This window comes from Corynebacterium sp. S5S1, assembly GCF_001913985.1.
Taxonomy (GTDB): domain Bacteria; phylum Actinomycetota; class Actinomycetes; order Mycobacteriales; family Mycobacteriaceae; genus Corynebacterium; species Corynebacterium marquesiae.
In genome coordinates, this window is the sequence record NZ_MKXT01000013.1 from 1 (window position 1) to 14,288 (window position 14,288).

15 protein-coding genes and 1 tRNA gene are annotated in these 14,288 nt (G+C 57.6%); 7 read left to right on the forward strand and 9 right to left on the reverse strand.

The window, feature by feature from the left end; all coding sequences use genetic code 11:
- Nucleotides 1-64: IS3 family transposase (locus tag BKN05_RS12625; protein ID WP_353734806.1), on the forward strand; the 64-nt coding region annotated here is incomplete at its 5' end.
- Nucleotides 65-114: 50 nt separating this feature from the next.
- Here BKN05_RS12625 and BKN05_RS06210 read toward each other — a convergent pair.
- Nucleotides 115-906 carry an ABC transporter permease gene (locus tag BKN05_RS06210; protein ID WP_284788677.1) on the reverse strand — a complete coding sequence of 264 codons (792 nt, stop codon included), beginning with the start codon at nt 904-906 and terminating at the stop codon, nt 115-117.
- Between the two features lie 39 nt (nt 907-945).
- Entirely contained in the window at nt 946-1,869 is a 924-nt protein-coding gene (locus BKN05_RS06215) for an ABC transporter ATP-binding protein (protein WP_286688233.1), read from the reverse strand.
- 91 nt (nt 1,870-1,960) lie between these two features.
- On the opposite strand from BKN05_RS06215, the gene BKN05_RS06220 reads away from it, so the two are divergent.
- On the forward strand, nt 1,961-2,533 hold the full coding sequence (locus tag BKN05_RS06220) for a cadmium resistance transporter (RefSeq protein ID WP_286688234.1): 573 nt from the start codon (nt 1,961-1,963) through the stop codon (nt 2,531-2,533).
- A gap of 49 nt (nt 2,534-2,582) precedes the next feature.
- Here BKN05_RS06220 and BKN05_RS06225 read toward each other — a convergent pair.
- From BKN05_RS06225 to BKN05_RS06235, 3 genes are all read right to left on the reverse strand, one after another.
- A tRNA-Pro gene (locus tag BKN05_RS06225) sits at nt 2,583-2,656 on the reverse strand.
- A gap of 71 nt (nt 2,657-2,727) precedes the next feature.
- Nucleotides 2,728-3,117, reverse strand: coding sequence for a YchJ family protein (locus BKN05_RS06230; protein WP_286688235.1), 390 nt, complete (start codon nt 3,115-3,117; stop codon nt 2,728-2,730).
- Nucleotides 3,117-4,274: a bifunctional alpha/beta hydrolase/OsmC family protein gene (locus BKN05_RS06235; protein ID WP_225746975.1), complete on the reverse strand. Its 1,158-nt coding sequence runs from the start codon at nt 4,272-4,274 to the stop codon at nt 3,117-3,119. Before BKN05_RS06235 ends, BKN05_RS06230 begins: the two co-directional genes overlap by 1 nt.
- Nucleotides 4,275-4,361: 87 nt before the next feature.
- Between BKN05_RS06235 and secA2 the strand changes: the two genes are divergently transcribed.
- The 5 genes from secA2 (at nt 4,362) to BKN05_RS06260 (ending at nt 9,361) form a co-directional block, all read left to right on the forward strand.
- On the forward strand, nt 4,362-6,653 hold the full coding sequence (gene secA2, locus BKN05_RS06240; protein ID WP_049378118.1) for an accessory Sec system translocase SecA2: 2,292 nt from the start codon (nt 4,362-4,364) through the stop codon (nt 6,651-6,653).
- Between the two features lie 85 nt (nt 6,654-6,738).
- Complete coding sequence (gene odhI / locus BKN05_RS06245) at nt 6,739-7,173, forward strand: oxoglutarate dehydrogenase inhibitor Odhl (protein WP_049378119.1); 435 nt, start codon at nt 6,739-6,741, stop codon at nt 7,171-7,173.
- Between the two features lie 99 nt (nt 7,174-7,272).
- Nucleotides 7,273-8,019, forward strand: coding sequence for a transcriptional regulator FtsR (gene ftsR / locus BKN05_RS06250; RefSeq protein ID WP_049378120.1), 747 nt, complete (start codon nt 7,273-7,275; stop codon nt 8,017-8,019).
- 38 nt (nt 8,020-8,057) lie between these two features.
- Nucleotides 8,058-8,651 (forward strand): bifunctional nuclease family protein, encoded by a 594-nt coding sequence (locus BKN05_RS06255; protein WP_049378121.1) that lies wholly within the window; start codon nt 8,058-8,060, stop codon nt 8,649-8,651.
- Between the two features lie 146 nt (nt 8,652-8,797).
- A complete protein-coding gene (locus tag BKN05_RS06260; protein ID WP_286688236.1) occupies nt 8,798-9,361 on the forward strand; it encodes a MerR family transcriptional regulator in 564 nt (187 codons plus the stop codon).
- A gap of 284 nt (nt 9,362-9,645) precedes the next feature.
- Here BKN05_RS06260 and BKN05_RS06265 read toward each other — a convergent pair whose 3' ends face one another.
- The 4 genes from BKN05_RS06265 to gnd form a co-directional block, all read right to left on the reverse strand.
- Nucleotides 9,646-10,488, reverse strand: a complete 843-nt coding sequence (locus BKN05_RS06265) for a hypothetical protein (RefSeq protein ID WP_286688237.1) — start codon at nt 10,486-10,488, stop codon at nt 9,646-9,648.
- A gap of 40 nt (nt 10,489-10,528) precedes the next feature.
- Entirely contained in the window at nt 10,529-11,377 is an 849-nt protein-coding gene (locus BKN05_RS06270) for a 3-methyladenine DNA glycosylase (protein ID WP_286688238.1), read from the reverse strand.
- Between the two features lie 19 nt (nt 11,378-11,396).
- Nucleotides 11,397-12,695, reverse strand: coding sequence for a DEAD/DEAH box helicase (locus tag BKN05_RS06275; protein ID WP_049378125.1), 1,299 nt, complete (start codon nt 12,693-12,695; stop codon nt 11,397-11,399).
- A 108-nt stretch (nt 12,696-12,803) separates the two neighbouring features.
- Nucleotides 12,804-14,255, reverse strand: coding sequence for an NADP-dependent phosphogluconate dehydrogenase (gnd, locus tag BKN05_RS06280; protein ID WP_005324746.1), 1,452 nt, complete (start codon nt 14,253-14,255; stop codon nt 12,804-12,806).
- Nucleotides 14,256-14,288 lie beyond the last annotated feature (33 nt).

Genomic DNA, 14,288 nt, shown 5'->3' on the forward strand with positions numbered 1-14,288 from the left:
ACGACTCAAGGGTCTAACCCCGATGCAATATCGAAATCAGACCCTTGAAGCCCTAACCGCCTAGAATTAAACCAGTCCAACTTTCGGGGGCCAGTTCATCGCGAAAGGGGTCCATTAACGGCGCGCCTTGTCGCGGGAGCGCAGCACCAGGCAAGCGGTGAGAAAGATGGTCGTCCATACCGCGAAGTTTAACCATGCGGCCCACATGGGGTGCGACACTGTGCCTTCCTCCCCGTTAAGAAACTGCATGCCTTCTGCAAGGGGCCACTGGGCGAGTACAACCGGGCCAAAGAGGGGAGTGAAGCGGCCCAATTCCATTAGCGGCTCGGTAAGTGGAGTGAATACATTGGCGGCAAAGAGGAAGAGGACAACGGAGGTCGAGGCGATTGCGACAGAATTGTCGGTGGGCAAAGCCATGGCCCACACCAAGCCATAAAAGCCAAAGGGAATGGAAACTAGGACGCAGGCGATAATGGCTAAAACCCATTGCTGTGGTTGCATTGCAGCTTGTGTCATGGCACCGGTGATAAACACCGCGGTGATGGGGAGCAGTGCCTGAAAGCCGATTGATGTGAGGTTTGCCCACAGAATCTGCCGTGGGTGTAGGGGAGTAAGTGCTAATTGGCGCGCCCACCCAGTCTTGGTATCTGTCACGGCGGAGCCAGCGGCAGATACGGATCCTGCCACGCCGCCGTAGAGGGCCATGCTAATCATCTCTAAGGCGGCGAAGTTTCCTCCTTTAAAGGAGGCATCGCCAAAATCCATCATGGTGCCAAAGAGCAGGTAGAAAAATACCGGCAAGAACGTGCTGAAAAACAGCGGAGTAAGGTTTCGGCGAAGGCGCAACAAGTTATGGATGGCAAACCCGAAAGTGCGCGCACTGGTTGTTGCTGACTGTGCAGTCATTGCATGTTCCTTTCACGAAGTAGCCAACGGAGAGACGGGTTAGGACTGGGATGATGTCAAAGCAAGAAATGCGTCCTCTAAAGAGTGTGTGCGAATAGTCAGGTCATGGGCCGAGGTGTGATTGAGAAGATAGCTCGCAAGTGCATCGGAGTCACGGGTGGTCATCCGGGCGTAGCCGCCAGACAAGGAAATCTCGGCGACGGTGGGTAGCTTTTTCGCATTTAAAAGTGTGCCGTCGAACTTCGCCTCGACTATGCGCTTGCCCGACTGTTCGCGCAGTTCTGTGGCCTTTGCATCGGCTCGCAGCTTTCCTTCGTGTAGGAGAATTATCCTTTCTGCAAAATTGTCTGCCTCTTCGAGGTAGTGCGTAGCGAAGACAATGGTGCGTCCCTGGTCTGCTTGTCTGTGCATGGTGGACCAGAACTCGTGGCGCGCTTGAGCATCCATGCCAGCTGTTGGCTCATCGAGCAATAGGATTTGGGGATTGCCCAAAATAGCGAGGGCGAATCGCACACGTTGTTGCTCGCCACCAGAGCATTTTCCTACTGGGCGGTGCAGGATCCGGTCTAGGTCTGCTTGTTTGGCAACTTCTCCGATGGGAAGGGGATGGGGAAAGGTAGAGGAAATCATCTTTAGGGTGTCCTGGACTGTGAGCTCGGGTAGCAGGCCACCGGTTTGCAGCACGGCTCCAATCTGCGCTGCGCGGATCGCAGCGTGCGGTGTGTGTCCGAGCACAGAAATGTTGCCGGAGGTGGGTGTGGTGAGACCGAGGATGAGATCAAATAGGGTGGTTTTGCCTGCTCCATTGGTGCCTAATAGGCCTACGATCTCGCCTTGGGCGATGCTGAAGGATATATCGCTGAGCGCATGGATAGGTCTGGAGGATTTACTAGCAAAGGATTTGCTTACTCCGGATACGTCGATGGCTGGCGGCTGTGCAGTAGATGGGCTTATAGTGCTCATACCTGGAAAGTATCCGTAGCCAGCAAGAATGATGTATAGGCCCTGTCATTACATTTTCATGACAAGTGTCATGACGCGATAAGGTAGGAGAGTGCTTACTACTCTCGCAGCAGCTGCTGGACTATTCGTGGCCACCAACATCGATGACATTGTGGTGTTGTCCCTCTTCTTCGCCCGTGGTGCTGGTCGCAAGGGCACGACGCCCGCGATTCTGCTAGGTCAGTATTTGGGATTTCTCGGCATACTAGCGGCCTCGGCCATTGTCGGATTGGGCTTAAATGCCGTATTACCTGAGGAATTGATTCGCTACTTTGGTCTCATTCCATTGCTTCTAGGCCTATGGGCAGCGTGGCAAGCATTCCGGGGTGAGGATGACGATGAGGATGCTTCGGGTAAGAGGCTGAGCACACTTGCGGTAGCCGGGGTGACCTTTGCCAACGGTGGCGACAATATCGGCGTCTATGTACCAGTGTTTACCACCTCTACGCCGGCTGAAGTAGCGATCTATTGCGTGGTCTTCTTAATCCTCGTGGCGCCCTTAGTGTGGGCAGCGCGGTTTGCGGCAACGCGGCCGGGCATTGCAGAAGCACTAGAAAAGTGGGAAAGCATACTGTTTCCAGCGGTCTTAATTCTTTTAGGAATTGCGATCTTGCTTGCGGTGTAAACGCAGAATAGAAAAAGCCGGCACCTTCACGGTGCCGGCTGAATATTTGTCGGGCTAACAGGATTTGAACCTGCGACCCCTACACCCCCAGTGTAGTGCGCTACCAAACTGCGCCATAGCCCGCCGTCGAACTGTGCGACTTGTCTAGATTACATCAGTAGGATTCTACTGTGAAATTTGGGGTGTAACCTGCGCTAAAACTCGCCGCTGGAGTACACCCAAGCGCCGCCGACGCGGCGAAACGAGGAACGCTCGCGTTGTGAGCCAACGGCCGCGCCTTTATAAAAGGCCTCAAACTCCACTACGCCGGAATTATCGAGCAATCCGCCTGCTTGGGTGTCTAGGATATCGAGGCGATAAAACCGGACGGGAGAATCCGCCAGGTCGAGTGTTTCAGGGCGAGTATCGGGATCCCACGTACGGAGTAGATAGGCTTCGTCGCCAGAAACAAAGGCGCTAAAGCGCGAGCGCATGAGCGCCTCCGCGGTAGGGGCATTGGTGCCGGCATGGTACCTACCGCAGCACTCGCCGTAGGTCAGGCCGGTGCCGCACGGGCAGCGGCGCGAGGAATCAAAAGCCGCCATTAGAGCGCGTCCACGTCCACGATGGTGACGTTGCCGAGCATGCGCTCCACATCGGTGTCCTTCGCGGCAGAGCGCAGGGCAGCCTCTTCTTCCGCTGAGAGTTTTCCGACAAGCTCGATGCGGCGCTCAAAGCTGGCGGGGCCGGTTTGGGTGATGCTCACGTGGACGTCGTCAAGCGCAAGCCTCTTGCCGGCATCCTTGACTGCTTGGGTAGCGGCCGTGGCCAGCGCGGACATAATTAGGCCCTCGGCGGTAAAGCCCTTACCCTTGCCGCCATTCTTCTTCGTGCGGTCGGCACTGAGGCTGTGGTCATTGTGGCGGACGACCACGCCGAATTTGGTGCCGGTGGCCGGCTGCGCAACTGCGGCGTCGGTTCCTACTTCTTCTGGCCGATAGTCAGGAACGATAAACTGCTCGGCCCACGCACCGATGAGATCCGCAGCGCGGGCTGCCGTGCCCTGCTTGGTGAGCAGATGATCGGCCTTGTCCAAGGAAACCAAGGATTTGGGGTAGCGCGTGAGCAGAAAGATATTTTGCGCATTGTCTATGCCCACCGTTTGGTCAATGGGCGAGTGCAACACCATCAGTGGCTTGCGGAGCTTGGGCAGGTACTCCTCGGGGTTGGTATCCGCCAAGTCCTCGAGGAACTTGCGGGAAATGATAAGGCCGCGGCCGCCGAGGATGACTTCCACCTCGCCGTTGGCATCGACCTCGCCGATTTTGTCCGCATAGTGCAGCACGGAGTGGGCAGGATCAAAGGGCGCGCCAATGGTGGCTACCGCCTTGAGTGATTTCATGGTGGTGGCCGCCTTCAACGCGGCAGCTCCACCTAGCGAATGGCCCATGAGTAATTGCGGGGCAGAGTAGTTCTCCGTCAGCCAGGCGGCAGCGGCATGGATATCATCAACGTTTTGGCTAAAGGTAGTATCGCCAAATTCACCGGCGGACTGGCCAAGGCCGGGAAAATCGAAACGCAAAGTGGCGATGCCGAACTCAGTGAGCTGTTTCGCAGTGCGGGCGGCGCCGGGAGTGTGGCGGGAGCCGGCGAAGCAATGGGCAAAGATGGCGTAGGCGATCGGGGGAGAATCCGGGAAGTCGATGGTTCCGGCCATCTCGGTACCCCGGCTCGAAGGCAGCTTAACGTTGACGGATTGCATGAGAACTACAATAACGGGCCTCTTACTCGCAAGCCATACCAGGTTGACTACAGTCGATAAGAGCAATCCAAATAAGGAGGATGAGGTATGGGCGCGTTCGATTGGTTCTGGAAGGCAATGGGCTCGCAAAGCGAGCGTAACGATAAGAAATCCAAGGCCATCGTGGGTTCAGCCGATGAAGCGGCCCGGGCATTGGGCCAGCAGGACAACGCAGCTGTAGCCCAAGCCGCACGCGATGCCGTTGCAGGCGGCGAAATTGCAGATAAGGCACAGTTCCTCGCGGCCTTAGCAGTAGCGTGCGAGCGTACCCTGGGGATGCATCCCTTTAATGTCCAGTCCCAGGCCGTCCTGCGCCTACTTACCGGAGACGTTATCCAGATGGCAACCGGTGAAGGCAAGACTTTGGTAGGCGCCATGGCGGCTACAGGTTTCGCGTTGACTGGCAAACGCGTCCACGTTGTCACTGTCAATAACTATCTCGCCGCCCGCGACGCCGAATGGATGCGCTCTGTCGTGGAGTTCTTTGGCTTAAGCGTTGCCTCGGTAACTGAGGGCATGTCACCGGATGAGCGCCGCGCTGCCTACGCGCAGGATATTATCTACGCACCGGTCAACGAGCTGGGCTTTGACTTGTTGCGCGATAACCAAATTACCGACCGCTCTCACACGGTGCAGGCAGCCGGCGACGTTGCCCTCGTGGACGAAGCCGATTCCGTCCTCGTGGATGAGGCCCTTGTGCCCCTAGTGCTGGCCGGTAATCGGCCAGGTGAGGCCCCCACTGGGCACATCACCAATGTAGTTTCTCGGCTGCGCGAAAAGCTGGACTACTCCATCTCTGAGGACGGCCGCACCGTTCAACTGACCGAGACTGGTGCCCGCCGCGTGGAGCAGGAATTGGGCATTGATTCGCTTTATTCGGAGGAGAATATCGGCACCATCTTGGTGAAGGTCAACCTCGCCCTGCATGCCAAGGCCCTGCTTATCCGGGACATCCACTACATCGTGGTGGATGGCAAGTTACAGCTTATTGACGCCTCCCGGGGCCGCGTTGCCGACCTACAACGCTGGCCCGACGGGCTCCAAGCGGCAGTAGAAGCCAAGGAAGGCCTAGAGGTTTCTGAAGGCGGGCGCATCCTCGACACCATCACGCTGCAAGAACTTATGCGGCGTTATCCACTTGTGTGCGGCATGACTGGTACCGCGGTGGAGGCGACCGATCAGCTGCGGCAGTTCTATGGTCTTCATGTATCCGTGATCGACCGCAATAAGCCGCTGCAACGCTTTGATGAGCGAGACCGCATTTACGCGACAGTAGATGATAAATCCGCCGCCATCGTGGAGGAAATTGCCACCATTCACGCCACGGGGCAACCCATCCTCGTGGGCACGCAGGATGTCGCCGAGTCGGAAGATCTGGCGGATGCTCTCCGCGATCGGGGAATTGAGGTTAATGTGCTCAACGCCAAAAATGATGAGCAGGAGGCACAGATCGTCGCCGAGGCCGGCGATATTGGACGCGTCACCGTCTCTACCCAGATGGCCGGACGCGGCACCGATATTAAGCTGGGCGGTGCTCACGAAGCTGACCACGATGCAGTAGCGGAAATGGGTGGCTTGGCGGTTATCGGTACCTCCCGCCACCGCACTGCCCGCTTGGATAACCAGTTGCGCGGCCGTGCAGGCCGGCAAGGTGATCCGGGCCTGTCCCTATTCTTCGTCTCCCTTGAAGACGATGTGGTTCAGCAAGGCGGCGACGGCGAGACTGTGCGTGCCCAACCAGCAGAAGACGGGCGCATTGAATCCAAGCGAGTTAGCGATTTTGTGGCACACTGCCAGCGAGTGACCGAGGGTCAACTACTCGAAATTCATGCCCAGACCTGGAAGTATAACCAGCTCCTAGCCGATCAGCGCATCATTATTGATGAGCGCCGAGCCAAGCTGTTGGATACAGATCAGGCCTGGCAGGAACTAACCCAACGCGCTCCGGAGCGCACAGCAGAGCTACGGGAGGTCCCTGAGGAAGCACGCATCAAGGCCGCGCGCGAAATCATGCTCTATCACTTGGACTTGGCCTGGGCCGACCACCTAGAGCTCATGGACGATGTGCGCGAGTCGATCCATCTGCGCGCCATCGCCCGAGAGACTCCCATCGACGAGTACCACCGCATTGCGGTGAGGGAGTTTAAGGACTTGGCTCAGAGGGCCGTCGACAAGTCTGTGGAGACTTTCCGTACAGTGCTTATCGATGCCGCCGGGGCACACCTCGATGACGCCGGCCTCGCTCGTCCGAGTGCTACATGGACTTACATGGTGTCCGATAACCCCCTTGCGGGCAAGGGAAATTCCGTGCTGAGCGGCATCGGAAACATTTTCCGGTGAAATTATTCCCCACGAAGGGGTCACGGACTCACATGAGTCGCTAGTATTGTTATAAGTAACTCGTAACTAATCCCCGGAGGTAACAATGAGCGAGAACACCGGAACCCCGGAACCACAGGTAGAGACCACATCTGTATTCCGCGCAGACCTGCTCAAGGAGATGGAAAACGGCGCGAATGGCAATGATGCTACCGTTGCCGGCACCGACAACCTGGCGGAAGGTCAGGCCCTCCTCGTGGTAAAGCGTGGCCCGAATGCGGGTGCCCGCTTCTTGCTGGATCAAGCGACTACTACCGCCGGCCGCCACCCCGAGGCAGACATTTTCCTCGATGACGTTACGGTGTCCCGCCGCCACGCGGAGTTTCGCAAGAATGATGACGGCAAGTTTGAGGTAGTTGATGTGGGATCTCTGAACGGAACCTACGTTAACCGCGAGCCCCGCAACTCCCAGGTGCTCGAGGTAGGAGACGAAATCCAGATTGGCAAGTTCCGCTTGGTTTTCATCGCTAACCAGAGCTAATTTTTTTACGTAGACTAGCCGCGCTTCCTTATTAGGAGGGGCGGTGTAGTCTGCTTATGGCACGATAAGAACTTTCAGTACCCCTAAGAGATAGACACAGTGAGCGCAGCAGATTCTTCGGCAGCAGCAGTACGCCGCACCAGCCCTAAAGCTAAGAAGCCAAAGACCATGTCCATTGGCGTGGTTTTGGAGACGTTGAATCAGCAATTCCCAGATGTCACGGTGTCTAAGATTCGCTTCCTTGAATCTGAGGGGCTCATCAGTCCACAGCGCACGGCCTCTGGCTATCGCCGCTTCACCCAAGAAGACGTGGACAGACTGCGGTATATTCTCACCACTCAGCGCGATAACTATACGCCGCTGAAGGTTATCCGCGAGCAGCTAGAAGCCATGGATTCCGGCCAGGTGACCGCCATTGTTTCTGCGGGAAATGCAGAAACCCTACTCTCGCCGCAGCAGTTTAGGGCCCCTGTGGTCACGCGCCTGACCGATGTAGAGGTAGCTACCCAAGCTAGTGCCAGCGAAGATGATGTAGCTTCCTTGGTTAAATATGGCCTCATCCGCCCGGATGCCGCAGGCTTTTTCAATACCGACGACGTGGCCATTGTCTCTGCCGCAGTGGCGCTTAAGGCATTTGGTTTTGGCGCCCGTGAGCTCAAGTCCCTGCGCAATAACGCCCGCCGGCAGGCAGACCTGATCTCCCAGGCGGCAGCTCCCGTGGCGCACTCAAACTCTGATACCGCGCATCAGAAGGCAGAGGAAATCTCCCAGCAAATGACCGCTCTAGTGGTCTCCCTGCACGCAACTCTGGTGAAGTCGGATCTGCGCGACGAATACCACTCCTAATACACACGTAATCCCGCGTTTGTGGGAGAGTGGTATTTATGAGTGATGTATCCCTAGAGTTTCACGGTATCCACCAGGTAGGCCCCGAAGACGATGTGTGCGCTGTGCTGCGCTGGCCGGAAGAGAACCGGTTGATCCCCGTGTGGATCTCCCCGATTGAAGGCATGCAACTAGCTGCCGCTTTAGACGGCCACCAGCCTAATCGTCCCACCTCGCACGATCTTATCTGCGAGGTACTAGAGGGCACTGGCGGGGTAGAGGCCATTGAAATTGCCAACTACCACCAGGGAACGTTCACGGTAGATATTAAGGCTCCGAACGGCGAGGTTTATGACTCTCGGTTGAGCGACGCACTTGCCGTATCCGAATATTTCCACGTCCCCATTTCAGCCGAGGCGGGTCTCCTTGCCCAGGTTTCCGTATATGCCAGTGATGCGGACGTGAAAGAGTACTTCGACCTGGAAATTTCCGCCCCCGCCGCAGGCGATAATCTACCGGCCAGCGAAAACAATGATTCCTCGACCTCGGCGTCGGGAAATGCCCAGGCAGATGCGGATTTTGAAGCCATGATGAGGTCTTTGGGTATGGAGGAAAAGGATTTCCTATCGGGGGATGACGACGAAAAAAGTTAATGACACGCGTGTGACTAATGGTGACAATGGGGTTTGAGAAGTCTAAAGTTGTACTTGACAGTTGAGCAAGCAGCGCTTGACGGGCGTATGCGCTTGGCTTTTAATTGATCTTTAGAACTTCCAACAAACCCCATTGGAGTAATTACGTGAGCATTAACGAGGACTTCCAGTCCGAATCCACCTACGTACAGGAATCTCTTTTTGACGTCGGACCCGACGAAGAGGTGGGCTACCGCGTTCCCATCGCTTGCCAAGTTGCCGGCATCACCTACCGCCAGCTGGACTATTGGGCACGCACCAACCTGGTCAACCCTTCCATCCGCACGGCACGCGGCTCCGGCTCCCAGCGCCTGTACTCCTTTAAGGATGTGCTGGTACTCAAGATCGTGAAGCGCCTGCTGGATACCGGCATCTCTCTGCAAAATATCCGATTGGCAGTTGAGTCCCTCCGGGATCGTGGTGTGAATGACCTAGCAGAGCTCACCCTCGTATCCGACGGCACTACCGTTTATGAGTGCCGTTCCAACGATGAGGTCATTGACTTGCTCGCCGGCGGCCAAGGCGTCTTCGGCATTGCAGTTCCGGGTATCTTGAAGGAGCTGTCTGGCACCATTTCTTCTTTCCCTTCGGAGCGCATTGAAGACTTCGCCGAAGACAATGTAGTCGGCCTCGACGAGTTGGCCGCTCGTCGCAAGCGCAAGAGCTCCTAAGCTCACCCACACAGAATCCACCCTCCTTCCCGGCTCACGGGGAAGCAGGGTGGATTTTTGATCTCTATCGCAATGAGAGCACCCTGCAAGACAGCCTATTCCGCGCTGTGTGGCCTCGCGGGATCGAAGTCGAGCCCAAGCTTAGTGCCCGAGCCGACTCTGTCTTTATATCTGGTGCAGTGCCCGTAGCTCCGCGGTGTAGGGGAGCACTAGCCACTATGAGCAGACATGAAAGGCACCGAACGATGCCTCGTTCGGTGCCGTAGGCAAGGAAGAGTTGCGTATTAGACCCCTGCGGCCTTATTAATTGCTCTAGAGACCGTCGCCTCATCGGCTGAGTCAACAGAGGTGAAGCTATCAGCTGCGGACTTCAGTGCGGCATCGACATTGCCTTCACCGACATGAACGACGCTGAGGGAAACGTCCTTGGAGGCGGCGTCGTCAAGAGCGGATGTGAATTGCGCATCATCCATGTCCTGCTCGGTACCAGTAGTTACCACGACCACGCGTGCTTTCTCGCCAGTTCCTGCGGCTTGATCGGCGGCATTGGCGATAGCTGCTACTACGGCGCTGCGTGTTTGCGGAACACCGCCAGTTCCGAACCCATCTAGAGTGCCGGACACAGCGTTGCCATCACCAAAGCCCAGGTTTTGGCGGAAGCCAACCGTGGCGGTCTCAGCGATAGGAGAGGAGTAGTTCCACAACGAGACTGCCCCGCCGTCTGCGGCTAGATCAGAAGCAGTGGTGCCCAAGGCTTGGGCCACAGGGCCGTACATCGGCGCCATGGCCGAAGATGTATCCAGAAGCAGGAGCGTATTCGCCGCCACCGTCACATCGGCCTTGGGAGCTGCTGCGGAACTCGTCGCTGCAGCAGAGCTTGTCGGGGAAGAACTCTTGGGGGCAGCGGAGGTGGAAGCACTGGAAGCAGCTGTCGTACTGTTCTCCGGTGCGTCCTCGGTGCTGCTTTCCACTGCGGCGGGTGCGGCGGAGTCTTCGCCGTCGTCGTTGCCTGCGCCGCGCAAAAGGAAGACCACCAAGGCAATTATGGCCAGTAGCGCGATAATAGCCACCGCAATAACCCATCCCGCTACTGCGAAGCTATTTTTCCCGTTTGAATGCCGTGCCATGTGGTGTCTTCCTCCCAAACAAACTGCCGTTGTTAGTGGCTCATTCTAGCGGGGCAAGTGCTTGATCTATCACAGCGACAAGCCGGTCTCGCAGTGGTTTAGCTGTGAGCGCCAGCGTTCTTTGTCTCGAGACGTACTCGGCCTTGCCCTCAGGGGTCTCGATGGGTACCACGCCAAGTCCCCAATCACGGCAGTCATAAGGAGATGCCTCCATGTCAAGGATGCGCGCTTCAATCGCCAAATCCAGACATTCAAGGAAAAGTTCGCCTGGTACGAGAGGTCCCAGCTTCCAGGCCCACTTATATAGATCCATCGTGACGTGTACGCAGCCTGCCTGGTCATTGTCGGGCTGATCCTCACGATGCAGGACAGTGAGGTTAAGAGGGCGAGCGGGAGGGGTAAAGAACCGGAAAGCATCATAGTGAGAACACTTAATTGAGTGCTCATCGACAACCCGGTTGGTGCCGTCCGCACCGAGCCGCAAGGGCAGCGAATGGCGCGGGGAATCCGTGTGGTAGACCATTGCCCATTCATGCAGACCGAAGCAGTCAAAGTGGACCGGATTGGTAGCGGAACGCCGAAGCAGATTGGAGATATAGCGAACCGAGTCACCTCGACGCTCTAGAAAGCTGGCGAGGTCGACGGTGATGCCTTCTGAGGTGGCGTGGTAATCCCGCCATTCAGCGTGCGGAGGAGTGCCTGCTAGCGCAGTTCCTACACCCGGGTGCCAGCGCTTTAGGTGAGAGGGACGTACGGGGTAGTACTCAAAGAGAAAATCGAAAACAGGGTGGTAGCTGCCAGGATGCCGGAAGCGCTCCAAGCGGTCTGTGGCTTGCTTTTCGTGTTCATGCTGTTGAGCACTCCAGTCCTCAGGGCTCAAGATGCGCATGAGCGTTCACCTCCTTGACTTAACGGCGTCGGCGGCGGGCGACTTTGCCGTCTGAGCGGCGGCGTTGGGAATTGGATTTCTTGACTGGTTTTGCTGGTTGCTGGGGTGCGGCCTGCCCCGGTGGCGGAAGCGCAGGGCCATTGGGTTTGCGAGCGCCCGTAACTTCTTTGAGTATTGGAGAGCCTGCAGGATTGTCACGGTGAGAAATATCGTGCTCCGTAGCTGTGACTCCGGCTTTCTTTATGAGCGCGGCTACTTCCTTGCGTTGTTCATCCATGACCAAAGTGACTACGGTACCCGCAGCGCCGCCGCGTGCCGTGCGGCCGGCGCGATGAAGATAGGATTTGTGCTCTGCGGGTGGATCGACGTGAACGACGAGAGAAACGTCCGCAATATCGATTCCGCGGGCGGCAATATCGGTGGCGACCACAACTGGAATGCTGCCATCGGCGAAGCCTTCGATCGCGCGGGTACGCGCGCCTTGGCCTTTATCGCCATGCAATGGATAAGCGTTGATGCCGGAGCGACGCAATTTCTTGACCTGCCTGTCCACGCCGTGCTTGGTGCGCATGAACATGATGGTTTTGCCTTGGCGGGCAGCAATGCGCAGCACCACCTCGTTGCGGGTGGGCCGCTCGCCGACGAAAAAGAGGTGATGGGACATGGAATCCACTGCAGCTTGCACCGGGGCAGTGGAGTGGACCACCGGATCGTGGAGGAATTGCTCCACCAGTTTGTTGACGTCGCCGTCAAGCGTCGCCGAGAACAGCAAGCGCTGGCCTTGAGCCGGAGTCAGGCGCAGAAGCTTGCGTACCTGGGGCAAAAAGCCCATATCGGCCATCTGGTCAGCTTCATCCAGTGCAGTAATCTGGACCGCATCCAAATGCAGCCTGCCCTGGTCAATTAGATCCTGGGCACGGCCAGGGGTAGCGACAAGAACATCAACGGGGCGGGCGAGAGAGCGTATATGGTGATTAATATTTACCCCACCCACGACAGCAAGCACTCTTAAGCCCAGCGTTGCCGCAGGTTCATCAAGGCGCTGATGAATCTGAGTAGCCAACTCGCGCGTCGGGGCGAGGATAAGCGCCCGGGGATGAGCAGGCTTGGAAGCACCGATTCCGGCAAGGCGGGCGAGCATGGGCAAGCCAAAAGTATAGGTCTTGCCCGACCCGGTAGGGCCGCGGCCGAGTACGTCTTTGCCTGCAAGGGCGTCGGGAATCGCGGCTTTTTGAATAGGAAACGGTTCGGTAATGCCTTCGTTGTGCAGAACGTGTACCAGGCGCTGGGGAAGGCCGAGATCGGCAAAGGTAGTCATCGCTTTTCTATCCTATCGGCAGCGTGGCGGATCGCCGCATTCCACGAGAAAGACCTGCTTGGAAAAGGCGAAAGGGCCCCGAAGGGCCCCAATTACGTCACTGCGAATCTAGTCGGTTTGAGTCAGGCTGCGGTCACCGGACCACTCAATGTGGAAGGTGCCTGGCTTGTCGGTGCGCTTGAAGGTGTGGGCGCCGAAGAAATCGCGCTGGCCCTGAATGAGAGCGGCCGGCAGACGCTCGGCACGCAGGCTGTCGTAGTAGGAGAGAGATGACGCAAAGACCGGTGCCGGCAGTCCCAGCTGGGTAGCGGCGACGACCACGCGGCGCCATGGGTCGATGAGATCTTCCAGCTCGCCCTTGAAGTAGGGATCGAGGATGAGGGCGGGCAAGTCAGCATTATTGTCATAGGCTGCGCGGATGCGATCCAAGAACTTGGCGCGGATGATGCAGCCGCCGCGCCAGATGGTTGCTAGATCGCGCGGGTCAACGTCCCAACCGAATTCTTCGGACCCAGCCTTAATCTCGTCAAAGCCCTGGGAGTAGGCAATGAGCTTGGCGGCATAGAGCGCGCGGCGCACATCCTCGATGAACTCGGCCTTGTCCACATCGAGCGCCTTGATGGTGCCGGCGGGAAGCTGGCCTTCTTGGGCGGCACTGCGCTGCGCGGTGGAGGAGGACAGCGCGCGGGCGAAGACGGATTCGGCAATACCGGTAATCGGAACGCCGAGTTCCAATCCATTGATGGCAGTCCAGCGACCGGTGCCCTTCTGGCCGGCGGCGTCCACGATGATGTCGACCAGCGGAGCGCCAGTCTCCGGATCCTTTTGGGCCAGAACCTCGGCGGTGATTTCAATGAGGTAGGAATCAAGGTCGCCGGAGTTCCATTCGCGGAATACCTCTGCGATCTCGGCCGGTTCCATGCCTGCGCCATAGCGCAGCAGCTGATAAGCTTCGCCGATGACCTGCATATCGGCATACTCGATACCATTGTGGACCATCTTGACAAAGTGGCCGGCGCCGTCCGCGCCAATGTGGGTTACACACGGAGTGCCGTCCACGTTGGCAGCGATGGACTCAAGAATCGGGCCGAGGGTCTCCCACGACTCCTTGGGGCCGCCGGGCATGATGGCCGGACCGTTGAGCGCGCCTTCCTCGCCACCGGAGATTCCGGCACCGACGAAGTGCTTGCCGCGGGCGGCTACGTCCTTCTCGCGGCGAATGGTGTCAGTGAACAAGGCATTGCCGCCGTCGATGATGATATCGCCATCATCCATGGCCTCGGCCAGCTGATCGATGACGGCATCGGTGGCCTTGCCAGCCTTGACCATAATGATTGCCTTGCGCGGGCGCTCCAAGGAAGCCACAAAGTCTTCGATGGTTTCCGAGGGCACGAAGTTGCCTTCCTCACCGTGGGCCTCAATGAGTGCATGAGTCTTTTCAGGGCTGCGGTTATACACCGCTACGGTATTGCCGTTGCGGGCAAAGTTACGGGCCAAATTAGAGCCCATGACCGCCAGTCCCACGACGCCAATCTGAGCAAGTTCATTCTTATCAGTCATGCTGCCTATCCTACGTCACTAGGCTGCGAGGCT